The following is a 16,837-nucleotide window of genomic DNA, read 5'->3' on the forward strand; positions in this document are numbered from 1 at the left end:
CATCGGTGAACCTCTCCGGACGGGTGTGTCGGAAACCACGTCCGGTATGCGATCGTGAGCGCGTGACGGCGAAACGCCAGGTCGCGGAGGAACTCGCCGCCGAGCACAGCGCGGTGCTCGGCGGGCTTCTGCGCGAGCGCGAAGAGCTGCTCGCCACCCTCGACAGGGTCGCGGCGCTCAACGGGACAGCGCGGCTGATCCGCGAGTCCATCGGTACGCACTCCGGCTTCGTCGCCGAGCTGGCGGGCCCCGAACAGGCGGTGATCCGCTGGACGTCCGGCACCCGCACGGACGCGCTGCAGGATCTCGCCGTGCCGATCGGCCAGGGCATCGGTGGCCGGGTGCTCGCGCTGGGCAGGCCGGTCCGGGTCACCGACTACGTCAGCTCGCCGAGTATCACCCACCAGTTCGACGCGCAGGTCCGCGGCGAGGGCCTCGCCGCGATGATCGCCGTGCCGATCATCAGCGAGTCCGGCGGGAAGACCGAGACAGTCGCCATCGCCTACGCCGCGATGCGCGAACCCCGCGACTTCGGCGACGACGCGGTGCAATCCCTGGAAGACATCGCCGGTGAGGCCGGCCGGGCGCTGAAACTGGCGTCGGTCGCCGAGGCCGACCGTGAGACGGCCCTGTCCGCCGAACGGCTCCGGATGCAGAGCGCACTGCACGATTCGGTCGGCGCGCTGCTGTTCTCCATCGGCGTCCAGGTCCGGAACCTGCACGAGGACATCAGCGACAACCCGGCGCTGGAATCACGGCTGCGGCGGCTGGAAGGCGACGTGTCGGCCGCGTCACGGGCACTGCGCGAGTCGCTGCTGGCGCTGTCGGAGTCGAGCCCGGAACGCGCGCTGCCGGTGGAGCTGGCCGAGCACTGCCGCTCGTTCCAGGCCCGCTGCGGCGTCCCGGCGCGGTTCGTCCAGCTCGCCCCGGTGCCGCGGCTGGACGCCGAGCGCACCGGACTGCTGGTGGCTGCCGTCCGGGAAGGCCTGCTCAACGTCGAGAAACACGCCGACGCGCTGTCGGTCGTGGTCAGCCTGCTGCCCAGCGAGGACGGCGTGCAGGTGGTCGTCGCCGACGACGGTGCCGGTCATCGCGACGAGGAACCCGGGCCCGGCACCGGGATGGGCCTGCGCGCGCTGTCCGAACGCGCCGCGCGGCTCGGCGGCCGGGTCAGCCTGGTCCGCGACGATGACGACGGGTGCACACTGCGCGCTTGGGTGCCGGAACCGTGCCGTCGCCGGTGACCGTCCTCGTCGTGGACGACCATCCGGTGGTCCGCGACGGGGTGAGCCTGCTGCTGCGTTACGACCCGTCGATGACCGTCGCCGGTTCGGCCGAGACCGGGCGGGCCGCGATCCAGCGGGCGGGTGAGCTGAAACCGGTGCTGATCCTGCTGGATCTGCGGCTGCCGGACATGCTCGCGCCCGAGGTCATCGCCGGACTCCGGCGGGTGCATCCGGCCGGGCGGATCGTGGTGTTCACCGCGCACGGCGACCATCAGGGGGTGCGGGCCGCGCTGGACTCCGGCGCGCACGGCTGCCTGCTCAAGGACGTCGCCGGGACGGATCTGGTGGCGGCGTTGCGGCAGGTGCTGAGGGGCGAACGCGTCGTCGATCCGCGGATTTTCCCGGACGACGGCCAGCGGTCCGACGCGCTGGCCCGCAGCGGCCTGACGCGGCGCGAGTACGAGGTTTTACGACTCGCCGCGCAGGGCCAGACGAATCCGGAGATCGCGGAGTCGACCGGCCTGGCGCGGAACACGGTGAAGACCTACCTGCAGTCCGCGCTGCACAAACTCGGTGCCCGCAACCGGGTCGAAGCCATCGGCAAGGCCTCCGAAGCCGGCCTCCTCTAGCCGGAGCTGAAGGGGACTTTCCCCGCATGTGACGCGGTGAAAGCTCCCTTCACCGCGTCACATGCGGCCATGGGCCCCTTCAGCCCCCGTGTCCGTTTCGTAGCCGGGCACCTCTCCAGGTGGGGGTAACGCGACGGAGGGTGCCCACGCAGGATGACCGCCACCGATCGTGACTCGCGTCACACGAACGGAGGAGGCGGCTTGCTGAGTGTCCGTGATCTTGAGGTGCGGTACGGCCGATCGGTGGCCGCACTGCACGGGGTCGACCTCGACGTTTCACCCGATGGAGTACTGGCCGTCCTCGGCAGCAACGGCGCCGGGAAATCGACCCTGCTGCGGACCATCTCCGGGACGCTGCGCATGCACCGGGGCTCGGTTTCCGCCGGTGAGGTCCGCTACGACGGCAAGCCGCTGACCAGGCTCGACCCCGCCCGCATCGTCGGTCTCGGCGTCGTCGGTGTCCCCGAGGGCCGTCAGGTCTTCGCGCGGATGACGGTCGAGGAGAACCTGCGCGCGGGAGGGATCGGCGCGCGCTCCCCCGGGCAACGCGCCGCCGCGAGGAAACGCGTCGACGAACTCTTCCCCGTCCTGTCCGAACGCGCCAAACAGCGCGCCGGCCTGCTTTCCGGCGGCGAGCAGCAGATGCTCGCGATCGGCCGGGCGCTGATGTCCGGACCTCGGCTGCTGCTGCTCGACGAACCCTCGCTCGGCCTCGCGCCGAAGATCGTCGAGCGGATCGGCGCCATCATCCGCGAGATCCACGAGCAGGGCACGGCCGTGGTGCTGGTCGAGCAGAACGCCGTGATGGCGTTGCGGGTGGCCGATCACGCGATCGTCCTCGAAGTCGGCCGGGTCGCCCTGTCCGGCACCACGGCCGAGCTTGCCGCGAGCGAGGACGTCCAACGGCTCTACCTCGGCGGCCACGCCGAATCGCAGGCCACCGCCGAAGCCGAAGCGGCGGACGCCCGCAAGCAGCTGGCCGGCCGGAGCCTGTCGAGGTGGGCCGGATGACGCCACCGGAGTTGCATGTCGAGAACGTGACCCTGCGCTTCGGCGGGATCCGGGCGCTGGACGACGTCTCGTTCACCGTCGGCTCCGGGGCGCTGCACGCGCTCATCGGTCCGAACGGCGCCGGGAAGTCCAGTTGCTTCAACGTGATCAGCGGGCTCTACCGGGCGAACAGCGGCACGGTCCGGCTCGGCGACACCGTCCTTTCCGGACTCCCGCCGCATCGGCTGGCCGGGCTCGGTGTCGGCCGCTCGTTCCAGAACGCCGCGCTCTCCCCCGGCTCGACCGTGCTCGACAACGTCATGCTCGGCCGGCACGCGCTGACCAAGGGCGGCTTCCTCGCCTGCGGCCTCCGGCTGCCGTGGACGGTCCGGGCGGAACGGCGGCATTCCGCGCGGGCCAGGGAGATCTGCGACTTCCTCGGCATCGGCGCGCTGGTGGACCTCCCGGTCGGGGCCCTGCCCTACGGCGCGGTGAAACGCGTCGACCTCGCCCGCGCGCTCGCCGTCGAACCGGTCCTGCTGCTGCTCGACGAACCCGCGGCCGGGATGAACGCGACCGAGACCGCCGAACTGGCCGGGACGATCCGTGACGTCCGTGACGAACTCGGCATCTCGATCCTGCTGGTGGAACACGACATGGGGCTGGTGATGGGCATCGCGGACCGGGTCACCGTGCTCGACTTCGGCAGGCGCATCGCCGACGGGACCCCCGCCGAGGTCCAGTCGGATCCGGACGTGATCAAGGCATATCTCGGCACGGAGGCCAGCGCGTGAACACTTTTGTGCAACTCGTCGTCAACGGACTCGGCAAGGGCGCGGTGTTCGCGTTGCTGGCGCTGGGTTTCGTGATCATCTTCAAGGCCACCGAGGTGGTCAACTTCGCGCACGGCTCGCTCGTGCTGTTCGGCGGCTACCTCGTCGTCGTCACCAGGGACGCGCTCGGCTGGGCCGGTGCGTCGCTGGTCGGCATCGTTTCGGCCGGTCTGCTCGCGCTGCTGCTGGAACGGTTCCTGCTGTCCCGTTCGCGGCACGCGGACGCGAACAGCCTGGCGTTGCTGACCATCGGCGTCGACGTGATCGTCACCGAGGAGATCGTCCGGCGCCTCGGTGTCACGCTGCCGTTCCTCGGCGACGCCTGGGACGCGCGACCGTTTCAGCTCGGCGGGATCACCCTGTTCCGCACGCATCTGGTCGCGCTACTGGTCGCCGCCGTGCTGATCACCGCTTTCACCCTCGCGTTCAAGTACTCGAACTGGGGTGTCGCGATGCGGGCGCAGGCCGAGAACCGCGAGGCCGCCGCGCTGATGGGGATCCGCAGTTCCCGGGTGACGGCGACGGCGTGGTTGGTCGCCGGTGTGCTCGCCGGGGTCGCGGTGCTGTTCATCGCCACGCAGGACTTCTCGGGCGCGGGACTGTCGCGCGGCACGCATTCCATCGCGCTCGCCGCGTTCCCCGCCGCCATCCTCGGCGGGCTGGACTCGACGGCGGGCGCGGTGGTCGGCGGGCTGGTCGTCGGGCTCGTCGAAGCCCTTTCGGCGCAGTACGTGTCGTTCGACTTCTCCAAGAGCGCGGTCTTCCTGGTGATGCTCGTGGTCCTGGTGGTGCGGCCGTCGGGATTGTTCGGGACGAGGGAGAGCACCCGTGTCTGACACCGCCGTGAAAACCCCGCCCGCGGCGCCGCCGACACCGCCGGTCGAACACGCTCGGGGACGGCTGTTCAAAGCGCTGGCCTGGGTCGCGCTGCTCGTCGTCCTGCTGGCGATCCCGCTCTATCTCGACGCCGCCTGGCTGAAGGCCGGGCAGTACATGATGATCGGCGGGGTCGGCGCGATCGGGCTGACGCTGCTGGTCGGGCAGGCCGGGCAGCTGTCGCTGGCGCACGCGTTCTTCCTGCTGGCGGGCGCGACCGGGTACACCGTCCTATCCGGACCGGCCGACGACGAGCGCGTGTTCGGGCTCGGCCTCGATCCCGGGCTGTCGCTGGTCGGCGCGGTGGTCATCGCGGCTCTGCTCGGACTGGCGTTCGCGCCGGTTTCGGGACGGCTGCGCGGGATCTACCTCGGTGTCGCGTCGCTGTCGCTGGTGTTCCTGGGGCTCTACTTAGGACAGTCCGCCGAGACGCTCACCGGCGGGACGTCGACCGGGCGTACGCCGGAGCCGTTCTCCCTGTTCGGCTTCCCGTTCACCAACGGCGGCCCCGAAATCGAGCTGATGGGCGTCCCGATCCGGCAGGCGGAACGGCTCTGGTACCTGTTCCTGCTGCTGACCGTGCTCGCGTTCGTGGTCGCCCGGGCGGCGGTCTCCAGCCGGGTCGGCCGATCGTGGCGGGCGGTGCGGGACAACGAGGCCGCCGCGTCGGTGATGGGCGTCAGCGTCACCAGGGCCAAGGCGGGCGCGTTCGCGGTCTCCTCGGCCTACGCGGGACTCGCCGGCGCGATGACCGTGCTGTGGTTCGACATCCTCAAACCCGACGAGAGCGAATTCGGGACGTACGGCATCAACATCTCCATCGCCTTCCTGGCCATGGTGATCATCGGGGGACTCGGCTCGGTGCCCGGCGCGCTGGTGGGCGCGCTGATCGTCAACGGGCTGCCGCAGGTGCTTTCGCTGTACTCCGCCGATCTCGGCTGGTTCTCCGGAACCGGGGACGGCGCCTTGACCCCGATCCTGGTCAGCTCGTTCGTCTACGGTGCCGCGATCATCCTCGTGGTGCTCTTCGAACCGGGCGGGCTCGCCGCGATCGGCCGCCGGATCACGTCCGTCAAGAAACATCGTCTCCCGGAGGAGCCAGACAAATGAAGCGCACATATCCGGCCGTCGCGCTGGCGGCGGTCCTCGCCCTCTCGGCGTGCAGCACGAAAGCGGGCGACTCGGGGTCCTCGGGGGCGGACGGTTCGGGGGTCAAGGCCGGTAAAGGGGTGACCGCGTCGGAGATCACCCTCGGCGTGATGACCGACAAGACCGGGGTGTTCAAGAACCTCGGGCTCGGCATCACGCAGGGGAACGAGTTGTGGGCCAAGGACTTCAACGCCGCGGGCGGGGCATGCGGGCGCCAGGTCAAACTCGAGACCGTCGACCACGGCTACAAGGCGGACACGGCCAAGACGCTGTATCCGCAGATCGAGCCGAAGGTGCTCGGCTTCGTGCAGTTGCTCGGCTCGCCGGTGGTGGCCGCGCTGAAACAGAACATCGCCTCGGACAAGACCGTCGCCGCGCCCGCGTCGTGGTCTTCGGAACTGCTCGACAACCAGTACGTGATGATCGTCGGGACGACCTACGACCTGGAGATCATCGACGGGCTGTCCTATTTCCAGGAGAAGGGGCTGGTGAAGGACGGCGACACGATCGGGCACGTCTACATCGACGGCGAGTACGGCAAGAACGGTTTGCGCGGCTCACAGTTCTACGCCAAAAAGCACAACCTGACGGTCAAGGAGGTCAAGGTGACCTCGACCGACAACGACCTCACCAACATCATCACCGGGCTCAAGGGCAGCGGCGTGAAGGCCATCGTCTTGACCACCACCCCGGCGCAGACCGGTTCCGCGCTCGCGGCGAACAAGGCGCTCGGGCTGAACGTGCCGGTGCTCGGCAACAACCCGACGTTCGACCCGGTGCTGCTCAAGAGCCCGGCCGCGAACGCGCTGGACAAGCTGACGATCGTCGCCAGCAGCGTCCCGTTCTCCGCCGACATCCCGAAGGCCAAGGACGTCGCCTCGAAGTACAAGGCCGCGTACAAGGAGACCCCGAACGGCGGCGTGCCCTACGGCTACGCGGTCGGCGAGGTGTGGGGCGCGGTGCTCAAGAAGGCCTGCGAGAACAAAGACCTCACCCGGGAGGGCATCGCCGCGGCGCTGAAGCAGACGACGTCGGCGAGTACGGAGGATCTGGTCGCGGCACTGGACTTCTCGAAGGCGGGTACCCCGGCGACGCGCCAGGTGTACGCGGCGACGCCGGACGCGTCGGCCGAGGGCGGGGTCCGCTACGTCAAGCCGCTGTTCGAGGCTCCCGAGGCGAAGGAGTACGTGGCCCCGCACCAGAAGTGAGCCGGGCTTCGGCGAGCGCGTTCGCTTCGGCCAGCGGTGTGGTGCCGTTGGCCGAAGCCGCGTCGAGGAGGTGTCGCGTGGTCGTCTCCAGGGTTTCGACGCGGGCGAGTGCCTCGGCATGGGTCAGCGCTTCGGCTTCACGTCCGAGTGTGTAGAGGACTCCGCCCGCGCTCGCGACGAAATCCGGGATCCACAGGACACCCCTGGCGGCGAGCTCGTCCGCCACCGTGTCGTCGGTGAGCTGGTTGTTGGCCGGGCCGACCACGAGCGGCGCGGCGACCTCGGTGGCATGGCCGAACACCCCGCCGACGGCGGCCGGGATCAGGATGTCGGCGGGGAAACCGAGCACCCGCTCCGGCCGGATCACGCCCAGTCCCTTGCCCGCCGCGAGAGCGAGCCGTCGTTCGTCCACATCGGACACGGTGACTTCGGCGCCCTGTGCGGCCAGCTCGGTGGCCAGATACTCCCCGACCGAACCGTACCCGCCGATGACCACCTTTCGTTCTTTCATCGAGGCGTCACCGAAGGCAGTCCGTGCCCCGGCCCGCAGTGCCGCGAGCACCCCGATCGCGGTCGGCCCGCTCGACGAACCGGTGCCGCCGTGCTCCTCCGGCACGCAGAACGCGTACGGGGTCCGCTCACGCAGCACGAGCATGTCGTCCGGACCGGTGCCGACGTCCGGACCGGCGCGATAGGCGCCGTCGAATGCGGCGATGAGGTCGGCGTGGTCGAGCAGGATGTCGCGCCGCTCCGCGGGCGTCGGCGTCCTCTCCAGCGCGACGACGCTCTTGCCGCCGCCGAAGCCCAGGCCCGCGACGGCGCATTTACGGGTCATGGCCTCGGACAGCCTCAAGACGTCGTCGATCGCGTCGTGGATCCCCGGATAGACCTTGAACCGGCAACCCCCGACGGCGGGTCCGAGCGTGCGGGAGTGGACGGCGACCATCGTGGTGACCCCGGAGCGGGCGCCTCGCCGGACGACGAGGCTTTCGTGTCCCCAATGCTGTACGGACATTCGACTTCCTTCCGCGCAATCAGTCGGCTACTCACGCTGAAGTTAGGCTGATTCCCAGGACTGCAGGGCTCCTGCCGAACGATATTCGGTGGACTCGGGGAAGGAAGCGGCGTGGACGAACTTGATTCGGCGATCATCCGGGAACTCCAGGCGGATGCGCGGCAGTCGAACCGCGACATCGCCCGCAAGGTCGGCGTCGCGCCGTCGACCTGTCTCGAACGCACGCGGTTGTTGCGGGAACGCGGCGTCATCCGCGGCTATCACGCGGACATCGACCTGCGCAGCCTCAACCGCGGCGTGCAGGCGATGGTCTCGGCGCAGGTGCGGCCGCTGAGCCGAGAGGTGATCGACTCCTTCCAGCGCTCGGTCGCGGAATTGCCGGAGGTCCTTTCCGTCTTCGTCACCGCCGGCAGCGATGATTTCCTGATCCACGTCGCCGCACAGGACGTCGATCAGCTCCACTCCTTTCTGGTGGATCGCTTGTCGAAGCGCAAGGAGATCGTCGGCTTCCGGAGCTCGATCATTTTCCGGCATCTGCGCAAGACCGAGCTGGAACCGCTTCCGCGACGAATACCGGGTGACAACGCCTAGGAGTTCACCCTTGATTACGCGACACACCGCCCCTGAGTACGTCCGAAATCCGAGGAATCGCATCGGAGAAGACGGAAACTGTCGGTGGTATGGGTTTAACTGTTCACCAGCGGAACAGAAAGGAGGCGCGCCATGGACGTCCAAACCGAGCTGAACCATCGTGAGCGGGCCACCCTGAGAGCCGTGGCAGAGGGCCACGCCGAGATCAGCTGCAGCTGCGAGCCGGATCTGTTCGTCGACGGTCTCGCCTGCTGCGACCAGCACACCGCGCACCGCCTCGCGCGCCTCGGCCTGGTGACGGCCGCCAGGGTCGGAAGGTGGGGCGAACGCGTCCCCGCCCTGCTCACCAAGGCGGGAGCGGCGGCACTGGGGGTCGCCACACCGGAGCTGGCCGCGTAAAACGGGTTGCCCAGGCGGTTCCCGGGCGCGACGCTTTGCCGATGCGTGTCTTTCTGGAGACCGAACGGCTCCTGCTGCGGCAGTTCACCGGCGCCGACGTCGACAATCTGTTCGCGCTCTACGACGATCCCGAAGTGATGCGGTACCTCAATGGGGGCGAACCCGCCGACCGGGCGGAGATCGAAAAACACGATCTTCCCGCTTTCCTCGGTTACTACGAGCGTTTCCCCGGTTACGGGTTCTGGGCGGCGATCGAGAAATCCAGCGGTGCTTTCCTGGGGTGGTTCCATTTCCGGCCGCTGCGCGGTCATCACCCGGCTGATCCCGAACTGGGTTACCGGCTGAACCGGTCGTCTTGGGGCAAGGGATATGCGACCGAGGGATCGCTCGCACTCCTGGAGAAGGGGTTCACCGAACTGGGGGTCCAGCGGGTCTGGGCGGGGACGATGGCGGTGAACCTCGGGTCGCGGCGGGTGATGGAGAAGATCGGGATGCGCCACATACGGACCTGTCACGAGGACTTCGACGATCCGATCCCCGGCACCGAGGAGGGCGAAGTCGAGTACGCCATCACCCTGGAGGAGTGGCAGGCCCACACCCGCCCGTGATCAGACGGCGCACTCGCGTGATCAGACGGAGATCATCGTGTTCGCCGCCCAATCACGCGTGTTCGCCGTCTGATCACAGGGTGGGGAGCCAGGTCTCACCGACGTCTTCGGCCAGGGCCTCCCCGCCGGTCAGATCGGCCAGCCAGGCGTGGAAGGCCTCCCCCTGGTCCGGCGCGAGCCCGACGTCGAAGTGCGCGACGTCCTCGAAGCGGGTCGCGTGCAGCAGGTACGGCGACGAGCGGAGGTCGTTCTCCAGCCGCCCGGCCCGGTCGTAGTCGACGACGACCTCCACCAGCCGCAACCGCCGGTACTCCCGCACCCCGACGACGTCGACGGCTTCCGACACCGCCTGCCCGTACGCGCGGATCAAGCCGCCCGCGCCGAGCAGCACCCCGCCGAAGTACCGGGTCACCACCGCGACGGTGTCGGTCAGCTCCCGGCGACGGAGCACCTCGAGCATCGGCGTGCCCGCCGTTCCCGCGGGCTCGCCGTCGTCACTGGAGCGCTGGGCCCGTCCGTCCGCGCCAAGGACGAAGGCGTGACAGTGGTGCCGTGCCGCCGGATCGGCCTTCTTCCGGGCGGCGATCACCTCACGGGCGGCCTCTTCCGAGGTGACCGGCGCGAGGGCGCAGAGGAACCGTGAACGCCGGATTTCGATCTCGTGGACCCCGGTGCCCGCCACGGTGAGATAACGATCCGCCATCGGCCCAGCCTCTCAAACCAGTCAGGACGCTCTGCCGTTCGGGCGATCCGCCGGTCACTTGAGGTGACCGCAACACCCACGATACGCACTCGGATGCGCGATCCAGGTCACACTTCCGAGTGACGTGAGCGATCGTTCACGCAGGTCAGCGCACTGATGCCCCACTCAGTGGACACATCGTTCCAGCCAGTGGGCAGATGATGTTTGAAGTCAACGCCCGCGTGGCATTTCCCACCCCGACCAAGCGACGTATGTCGATAACAGCGATTTCACACTATCGTCATAAGACCGGCGAACCCGGGAGTAACACGTGTACCCGTCAGCCACTCACCACAGCGGCCAGGCGGCACCCACGTGCACAGCAGTACCGATATGCGCATCGGCCGCCCAATGCAGTGCGGCTTTACGAGGCCTGCCCCCGTTTCCGCGGGCGGGATCGTTCCCTCTCGACTGACCATCGCGGTCCCGGACCACTCTGTTAACCGGTTCACGAACGAACCACCCGAACGGAGTGGTACCGGTCGCGCCGACGCCTTGGGAGGCGGCCAGCCGTGACCCACCATGCCAGCTACAAGGGCAGCAAGGCCCCCGAAGGCCTGTACGACCCGGAGTTCGAACATGACGCCTGCGGTGTCGCGTTCGTCGCCGACCTCTCCGGCAAACGCGATCACGGCATCGTCGCCAAAGCACTGATCGCGCTGCGGAACCTGGAACATCGCGGGGCCCGCGGCGCCGACCCGGAGACCGGCGACGGCGCCGGGATCCTCATCCAGGTCCCCGACGAGTTCTATCGCGAGGTCGTCGACTTCGACCTGCCCGAGGCCGGCGCCTACGCGGTCGGCACGGCTTTCCTTCCGCAGGACGAAATCGCCCGCGGCCGGGCGATGACGACCATCGAGCGCGTCGCCGCCGAAGAAGGCATGCGCGTCCTCGGCTGGCGTGACCTTCCCGTCCACACCGAACACGTCGGGACGGGCGCGGCCGAGACCATGCCGCACTTCAGCCAGCTGTTCCTGGCGGGGCAGGACGCGTTGGAGGGCCTGGCCCTGGAACGCGCCGCCTTCGTTGTGCGCAAGCGGGCCGAACACGACCTGGCCGAGGACGACGTCTACTTCCCGAGCCTGTCCTCGCGGACGATCGTCTACAAAGGAATGCTCACCGAGCCGCAGGTCGAGAAGTTCTTCGACGACCTCACCGACGAGCGCGTCACCAGCGCCATCGGCCTGGTGCACTCCCGCTTCTCCACCAACACCTTCCCGTCGTGGCCGCTGGCGCACCCGTACCGGTACGTCGCCCACAACGGTGAGATCAACACCCTGCGCGGCAACCGGAACTGGATGGACGCGCGTGAGGCGCTGCTCGAATCCGACCTGATCCCCGGTGACCTCAAGCGGATCTACCCCGTCATCACCCGCGGCGCGAGCGACTCGGCGTCCTTCGACGAGGTGCTGGAGCTGCTCCATCTCGGCGGCCGGTCCCTGCCGCACGCGGTGCTGATGATGATCCCGGAGGCCTGGGAGAACCACCAGGAGATGGACCCCGCGCGCCGCGCGTTCTACGAGTTCCACTCGACGCTGATGGAACCGTGGGACGGCCCCGCGCTGGTGTCCTTCACCGACGGCACCCAGATCGGCGCGGTGCTCGACCGCAACGGCCTGCGCCCGGCGCGGTACTGGGTCACCGAAGACGGCCTCGTCGTCCTCGCCAGCGAGGTCGGCGTCCTGGAGCTGGAGCAGTCCACGATCGTCCGGAAAGGACGGTTGGAACCGGGCCGCATGTTCCTCGTGGACACCGCCGCGGGGCGGATCGTCGAGGACGAGGAGATCAAGGACCAGCTCGCCACCGCCCACCCGTACGACGAATGGGTCGAGGACGGGCTGCTGCCGCTGGACGGGCTCCCCGAACGTGAGCGGGAGATCCCGCCGCACGCCGCGCTCGTGCGCCGTCAGCAGGCTTTCGGCTACACCGAAGAGGAACTCGACGTCCTGCTCGAACCGATGGCCCGCACCGGCGCGGAGCCGATCGGCTCGATGGGCAACGACTCCCCCATCGCGTCGCTGTCGAGCCGTCCACGGCTGATCTTCGACTACTTCATCCAGCTCTTCGCCCAGGTGACCAACCCGCCGCTGGACGCGATCCGCGAGGAACTGGTCACCGCCCTCGGCACCCAACTGGGCGCGCAGCCGAACCTGCTGAGCGGCGACGCGTCGTCGTGCCGCCGGATCGTGCTGCCGTTCCCGGTGCTGGACAACGACGAGTTCGCGAAGCTGGTGCACGTCAACGACGACGGCGACCTGCCGGAGTTCCAGTCGGTCACCGTGCACGGCACCTACGACGTCCACGGCGGCGGCGAGGCACTCGTGCGGAGGCTCGACGAGATCCGCGCCGAGGTGTCCGCGGCCATCGCCGAGGGCGCGCGGCTGATCGTGCTGTCCGACCGCGGGATCGACGAGGATCACGCGGGCATCCCGTCGCTGCTGCTCACCGGCGCGGTGCACCACCACCTGGTGCGCGAGAAGACCCGCACGCAGGTCGGCCTCATCGTCGAGGCGGGCGACGCACGCGAGGTCCACCACATCGCGCTGCTGATCGGCTATGGCGTCGCCGCGGTGAACCCGTACCTGGCGATGGCGACCGTCGAAGAGATGGCCGACCAGGGCCTGATCCCCGGCGTCACCGCCAAGCAGGCCACGGCGAACCTGATCAAGGCACTCGGCAAGGGTGTCCGCAAGACGATGTCGAAGATGGGAGTGTCCACAGTGGCCTCCTACACCGGCGCGCAGATCTTCGAAGCGGTCGGGCTCGGCGACGAGGTCATCCAGAACTGCTTCACCGGCACCACTTCCCGGCTCGGCGGCGTCGGCTTCGACACGCTCGCGCTGGAGGTCGCGGAAAGGCACCGCCGGGCGTTCCCGCGCGACGGGTTCCGCGCGAACCACCGCGAGCTGGAGACCGGTTCGGACTACCAGTGGCGCCGCGAGGGCGAGCCGCATCTGTTCAACCCGCAGACGGTGTTCAAGCTGCAGCACTCCACCCGTGCCGGGAAGTATGAGGTCTTCAAGGAGTACACGAAGGCCGTCGACGACCAGGCGCAGAAGCTGTACACGCTGCGCGGCCTGTTCGACTTCAAGATCGGCCAGCGGCCCGCGGTGCCGATCGAGGAGGTCGAGCCGGTCTCCGAGATCGTCAAGCGGTTCGCCACCGGCGCGATCTCCTACGGCTCGATTTCGGCGGAGATGCACGAGACCCTGGCCATCGCGATGAACCGGCTCGGCGGCAAGTCGAACACCGGTGAGGGCGGCGAGGATCCGGAACGGCTCTACGATCCCGAGCGCCGCAGCGCGGTCAAGCAGGTCGCGAGTGGACGGTTCGGCGTCACGAGCGAGTACCTGGTGAACGCCGACGACATCCAGATCAAGATGGCGCAGGGCGCGAAGCCCGGCGAGGGCGGCCAGCTGCCCGGCGCGAAGGTGTACCCGTGGATCGCGAAGACGCGGCACTCCACGGCGGGCGTCGGGCTGATCTCGCCGCCGCCACACCACGACATCTACTCGATCGAGGATCTCGCCCAGCTGATCCACGACCTCAAGAACGCCAACCCGGCCGCGCGCATCCACGTGAAGCTCGTGTCCGAGGTCGGCGTCGGCACGGTCGCGGCAGGCGTGTCCAAGGCGCACGCGGACGTCGTGCTCATCTCCGGGCACGACGGCGGCACCGGCGCTTCCCCGCTGTCGTCGATCAAGCACGCGGGCGGGCCGTGGGAACTCGGGCTCGCCGAGACGCAGCAGACGCTGCTCGCCAACCGGTTGCGCGACCGGATCGTGGTGCAGACCGACGGCCAGCTCAAGACCGGCCGCGACGTCGTCATCGCCGCGCTGCTCGGCGCGGAAGAGTTCGGTTTCGCGACCGCGCCGCTGGTGGTGTCCGGCTGCATCATGATGCGCGTGTGTCACCTCGACACCTGCCCGGTCGGCGTCGCGACGCAGAACCCCAAGTTGCGTGAGAAGTTCAGCGGCAAGGCCGAGTACGTGGTGAACTTCTTCGAGTTCATCGCCCAGGAGGTCCGGGAGTACCTGGCGGAGCTGGGTTTCCGGTCCATCGCCGAGGCCGTCGGGCACGCGGAGATGCTCGACAAGCGCAAGGCGATCGACCACTGGAAGGCCGCCGGGCTCGACCTGACGCCGATCTTCCACGTGCCCGAGATGGCCCCGGCCGGACGGCGTCACCAGCAGACGGTGCAGGACCACGGACTGGAGAAGGCGCTCGACAACACGCTGATCCAGCTCGCCGAGGGCGCGCTGTCCTCCGGCGACAAGGTCCGGCTGGAACTGCCGGTGCGCAACGTGAACCGGACCGTCGGCACCATGCTGGGTCACGAGCTCACCAAGCGCTGGGGCGGCGAAGGCCTGCCGGACAACACGATCGACGTCACCTTCACCGGGACCGCGGGTCAGTCGTTCGGCGCGTTCGTGCCGAAGGGCATCACCCTGCGGCTCTACGGCGACGGCAACGACTACGTCGGCAAGGGACTGTCCGGCGGACGGCTCATCGTGCGGCCGCCGAAGGTGGCGCGGTACAACGCCGAAGAGCACATCATCGCGGGCAACGTGATCGGCTACGGCGCGACCAGCGGCGAGATCTTCATCCGCGGCAAGGTCGGCGAGCGGTTCTGCGTGCGCAACTCGGGCGCGCTGGCCGTCGTCGAAGGCGTCGGTGACCACGGTTGCGAGTACATGACCGGTGGCCGGGTGGTCGTACTCGGCGCGGTGGGCCGCAACTTCGCGGCCGGTATGTCGGGCGGTGTCTCCTACGTGCTGGACCTGCCGGTGCACCGGGTCAACCCGGAGATGGTCGACGTCGACCCGCTGGATTCGTCCGATGTGGACTTCCTGCGCGAGGCGCTCGAAAAGCATTACGACGAAACGGAGTCCGCGGTCGCGCGCACGCTGCTCGCCGACTGGGAGGCCGCCGTCGAACGGTTCGGCAAGGTCATGCCGAAGGACTACAAGCGGGTGCTCGCGGCGCAGGCGAAGGCCGAACGTGACGGGCGCGACGTGAACGAGGCGATCATGGAGGCCGCACATGGCTGACCCCAAGGGCTTTCTGACCACCACTCGCGAGACGCCGAAGAGCCGTCCCGTCGACCTGCGCCTGATGGACTGGCGCGAGGTGTACGAGGACTTCGCGACGTCGAAACTGCAGAAGCAGGCCGGGCGCTGCATGGACTGCGGCATCCCGTTCTGCCACCAGGGCTGCCCGCTCGGGAACCTCATCCCCGAGTGGAACACACTGACCTGGCGCGACGATTGGCGCGACGCGGCCGAGCGGCTGCACGCGACCGACAATTTCCCGGAGTTCACCGGGACCCTCTGCCCGGCGCCGTGCGAGACGGCGTGTGTGCTCGGGATCAACGACGATCCCGTCACCATCAAGCGGGTCGAGATCTCGATCATCGACCGGGCCTTCGAAGAAGGCTGGGTCACGCCGCAACCGCCGGTGGCGCTCACCGGCAAGAAGGTGGCGGTGGTCGGGTCCGGCCCGTCGGGACTCGCCGCGGCGCAGCAGCTCACGCGCGCGGGCCACAGTGTCGTGGTCTTCGAGCGGGCCGACAAGATCGGCGGGCTGCTGCGCTACGGCATCCCCGAATTCAAGATGGAGAAGCACCGCCTCGACCGCCGTCTGGACCAGATGCGGGCCGAGGGCACGGAATTCCGGACGTCGGTGAACGTCGGTGTCGATCTCACCGTCGAGGAACTCAAGTCGTCGTACGACGCGGTGGTCCTCGCCGGTGGTGCGACGGCGTGGCGCGACCTGCCGATCCCGGGCCGCGAGCACCAGGGCATCCACCAGGCGATGGAGTTCCTGCCGCCGGCCAACCGCGTCGCGGCCGGTGAGCTGGACGTCTCGCCGATCAGTGCCGAAGGGCTCGACGTCGTCGTCATCGGTGGCGGTGACACCGGCGCGGACTGCGTCGGGACCTCGCACCGGCAGGGCGCCAAATCGGTGACGCAGCTGGAGATCATGCCGAAGCCGCCGCTTTCGCGGTCGGACGCGCATCCCTGGCCGACGTACCCGATGATCTACCGCGTCTCGTCCGCGCACGAAGAGGGCGGCGAGCGGCTGTACTCGGTCAACACCCAGGAGTTCCTGGCCGACGCCGACGGGCGTGTCCGCGCGCTCAAGCTGGTCGAGGTGCGCAACGAGGGCGGCAAGTTCGTCCCGGTCCCGGGTACCGAGAAGGAACTCCCGGCACGGCTGGTGCTGCTCGCGATGGGCTTCGTCGGCCCGGAGCGGGAAGGGCTGCTGGAGGCGCTCGACGTCGAATTGGACCAGCGCGGCAACGTCGCCCGCGACAAGGCGTTCAAGACCAGCGTCGACAACGTCTTCGTGGCCGGCGACATGGGCCGCGGCCAGTCGCTCATCGTGTGGGCGATCGCCGAAGGCCGCTCCGCCGCGGCGGGCGTCGACGCGTTCCTCACCGGGCGTGACGTGCTGCCCGCGCCGATCGCCCCCACCGACCGGCCCCTCTCCTGACGCGTGTTCGGTCCTCTGAATGCGGTAGTTCAACGGCGAACTACCGCATTCAGTGCGGTAACCACCTCGTTGGTTC

Annotated in this window: 14 protein-coding genes; 12 read left to right on the forward strand and 2 right to left on the reverse strand. The window is 68.9% G+C overall.

Annotation, left to right across the window (positions count from 1 at the left end; all coding sequences use genetic code 11):
• The first annotated feature begins 62 nt into the window (after nucleotides 1-62).
• The 7 genes from ACZ5ZX_RS09895 to ACZ5ZX_RS09925 all read left to right on the forward strand — a co-directional run bounded on the left by ACZ5ZX_RS09895 (nucleotide 63) and on the right by ACZ5ZX_RS09925 (nucleotide 6,911).
• Nucleotides 63-1,244 carry a GAF domain-containing sensor histidine kinase gene (locus tag ACZ5ZX_RS09895; protein WP_465501598.1) on the forward strand — a complete coding sequence of 394 codons (1,182 nt, stop codon included), beginning with the start codon at nucleotides 63-65 and terminating at the stop codon, nucleotides 1,242-1,244.
• Entirely contained in the window at nucleotides 1,214-1,855 is a 642-nt protein-coding gene (locus ACZ5ZX_RS09900; protein WP_465501599.1) for a response regulator, read from the forward strand. The genes ACZ5ZX_RS09895 and ACZ5ZX_RS09900 overlap by 31 nt, the downstream gene beginning before the upstream one ends.
• Nucleotides 1,856-2,056: 201 nt before the next feature.
• Nucleotides 2,057-2,866 carry an ABC transporter ATP-binding protein gene (locus ACZ5ZX_RS09905; RefSeq protein WP_465501600.1) on the forward strand — a complete coding sequence of 270 codons (810 nt, stop codon included), beginning with the start codon at nucleotides 2,057-2,059 and terminating at the stop codon, nucleotides 2,864-2,866.
• Complete coding sequence (locus ACZ5ZX_RS09910) at nucleotides 2,863-3,639, forward strand: ABC transporter ATP-binding protein (RefSeq protein WP_465501601.1); 777 nt, start codon at nucleotides 2,863-2,865, stop codon at nucleotides 3,637-3,639. The genes ACZ5ZX_RS09905 and ACZ5ZX_RS09910 overlap by 4 nt, the downstream gene beginning before the upstream one ends.
• Nucleotides 3,636-4,514 carry a branched-chain amino acid ABC transporter permease gene (locus ACZ5ZX_RS09915; RefSeq protein WP_465501602.1) on the forward strand — a complete coding sequence of 293 codons (879 nt, stop codon included), beginning with the start codon at nucleotides 3,636-3,638 and terminating at the stop codon, nucleotides 4,512-4,514. Before ACZ5ZX_RS09910 ends, ACZ5ZX_RS09915 begins: the two co-directional genes overlap by 4 nt.
• Complete coding sequence (locus ACZ5ZX_RS09920; RefSeq protein WP_465501603.1) at nucleotides 4,507-5,664, forward strand: branched-chain amino acid ABC transporter permease; 1,158 nt, start codon at nucleotides 4,507-4,509, stop codon at nucleotides 5,662-5,664. The genes ACZ5ZX_RS09915 and ACZ5ZX_RS09920 overlap by 8 nt, the downstream gene beginning before the upstream one ends.
• On the forward strand, nucleotides 5,661-6,911 hold the full coding sequence (locus tag ACZ5ZX_RS09925) for an ABC transporter substrate-binding protein (protein ID WP_465501604.1): 1,251 nt from the start codon (nucleotides 5,661-5,663) through the stop codon (nucleotides 6,909-6,911). The genes ACZ5ZX_RS09920 and ACZ5ZX_RS09925 overlap by 4 nt, the downstream gene beginning before the upstream one ends.
• Here ACZ5ZX_RS09925 and ACZ5ZX_RS09930 read toward each other — a convergent pair.
• Nucleotides 6,853-7,926, reverse strand: a complete 1,074-nt coding sequence (locus tag ACZ5ZX_RS09930) for a Glu/Leu/Phe/Val dehydrogenase dimerization domain-containing protein (RefSeq protein ID WP_465501605.1) — start codon at nucleotides 7,924-7,926, stop codon at nucleotides 6,853-6,855. The two genes, ACZ5ZX_RS09925 and ACZ5ZX_RS09930, sit on opposite strands and share 59 nt — an antisense overlap.
• Before the next feature lie 111 nt (nucleotides 7,927-8,037).
• On the opposite strand from ACZ5ZX_RS09930, the gene ACZ5ZX_RS09935 reads away from it, so the two are divergent.
• The 3 genes from ACZ5ZX_RS09935 (at nucleotide 8,038) to ACZ5ZX_RS09945 (ending at nucleotide 9,524) form a co-directional block, all read left to right on the forward strand.
• Nucleotides 8,038-8,517, forward strand: coding sequence for an Lrp/AsnC family transcriptional regulator (locus ACZ5ZX_RS09935; protein ID WP_465501606.1), 480 nt, complete (start codon nucleotides 8,038-8,040; stop codon nucleotides 8,515-8,517).
• 132 nt (nucleotides 8,518-8,649) lie between these two features.
• Nucleotides 8,650-8,916, forward strand: coding sequence for a hypothetical protein (locus tag ACZ5ZX_RS09940; RefSeq protein ID WP_465501607.1), 267 nt, complete (start codon nucleotides 8,650-8,652; stop codon nucleotides 8,914-8,916).
• Nucleotides 8,917-8,957: 41 nt separating this feature from the next.
• The gene (locus tag ACZ5ZX_RS09945; protein ID WP_465501608.1) at nucleotides 8,958-9,524 is read left to right on the forward strand and encodes a GNAT family N-acetyltransferase; all 567 of its coding nucleotides are present in this window, start codon (nucleotides 8,958-8,960) and stop codon (nucleotides 9,522-9,524) included.
• A gap of 73 nt (nucleotides 9,525-9,597) precedes the next feature.
• On the opposite strand, the gene ACZ5ZX_RS09950 is transcribed toward ACZ5ZX_RS09945, so the two are convergent.
• A complete protein-coding gene (locus ACZ5ZX_RS09950) occupies nucleotides 9,598-10,227 on the reverse strand; it encodes a YigZ family protein (protein ID WP_465501609.1) in 630 nt (209 codons plus the stop codon).
• Nucleotides 10,228-10,778: 551 nt separating this feature from the next.
• Between ACZ5ZX_RS09950 and gltB the strand changes: the two genes are divergently transcribed.
• Together gltB and ACZ5ZX_RS09960 are read left to right on the forward strand one after the other, a co-directional pair.
• A complete protein-coding gene (gene gltB / locus ACZ5ZX_RS09955; RefSeq protein WP_465501610.1) occupies nucleotides 10,779-15,317 on the forward strand; it encodes a glutamate synthase large subunit in 4,539 nt (1,512 codons plus the stop codon).
• Nucleotides 15,310-16,761, forward strand: a complete 1,452-nt coding sequence (locus tag ACZ5ZX_RS09960) for a glutamate synthase subunit beta (RefSeq protein WP_465501611.1) — start codon at nucleotides 15,310-15,312, stop codon at nucleotides 16,759-16,761. The genes gltB and ACZ5ZX_RS09960 overlap by 8 nt, the downstream gene beginning before the upstream one ends.
• Nucleotides 16,762-16,837 lie beyond the last annotated feature (76 nt).

This window comes from Amycolatopsis sp. NPDC033938 (assembly GCF_055575975.1).

Coding starts and splice junctions, on each gene's coding strand:
- ACZ5ZX_RS09940 (WP_465501607.1), top strand. CDS start 8,650: ATGGACGTCCAAACCGAGCTGAACCATCGTGAGCGGGCCACCCTGAGA.
- ACZ5ZX_RS09960 (WP_465501611.1), top strand. CDS start 15,310: ATGGCTGACCCCAAGGGCTTTCTGACCACCACTCGCGAGACGCCGAAG.
- ACZ5ZX_RS09945 (WP_465501608.1), top strand. CDS start 8,958: ATGCGTGTCTTTCTGGAGACCGAACGGCTCCTGCTGCGGCAGTTCACC.
- ACZ5ZX_RS09930 (WP_465501605.1), bottom strand. CDS start 7,926: ATGTCCGTACAGCATTGGGGACACGAAAGCCTCGTCGTCCGGCGAGGC.
- ACZ5ZX_RS09925 (WP_465501604.1), top strand. CDS start 5,661: ATGAAGCGCACATATCCGGCCGTCGCGCTGGCGGCGGTCCTCGCCCTC.
- ACZ5ZX_RS09950 (WP_465501609.1), bottom strand. CDS start 10,227: ATGGCGGATCGTTATCTCACCGTGGCGGGCACCGGGGTCCACGAGATC.
- ACZ5ZX_RS09910 (WP_465501601.1), top strand. CDS start 2,863: ATGACGCCACCGGAGTTGCATGTCGAGAACGTGACCCTGCGCTTCGGC.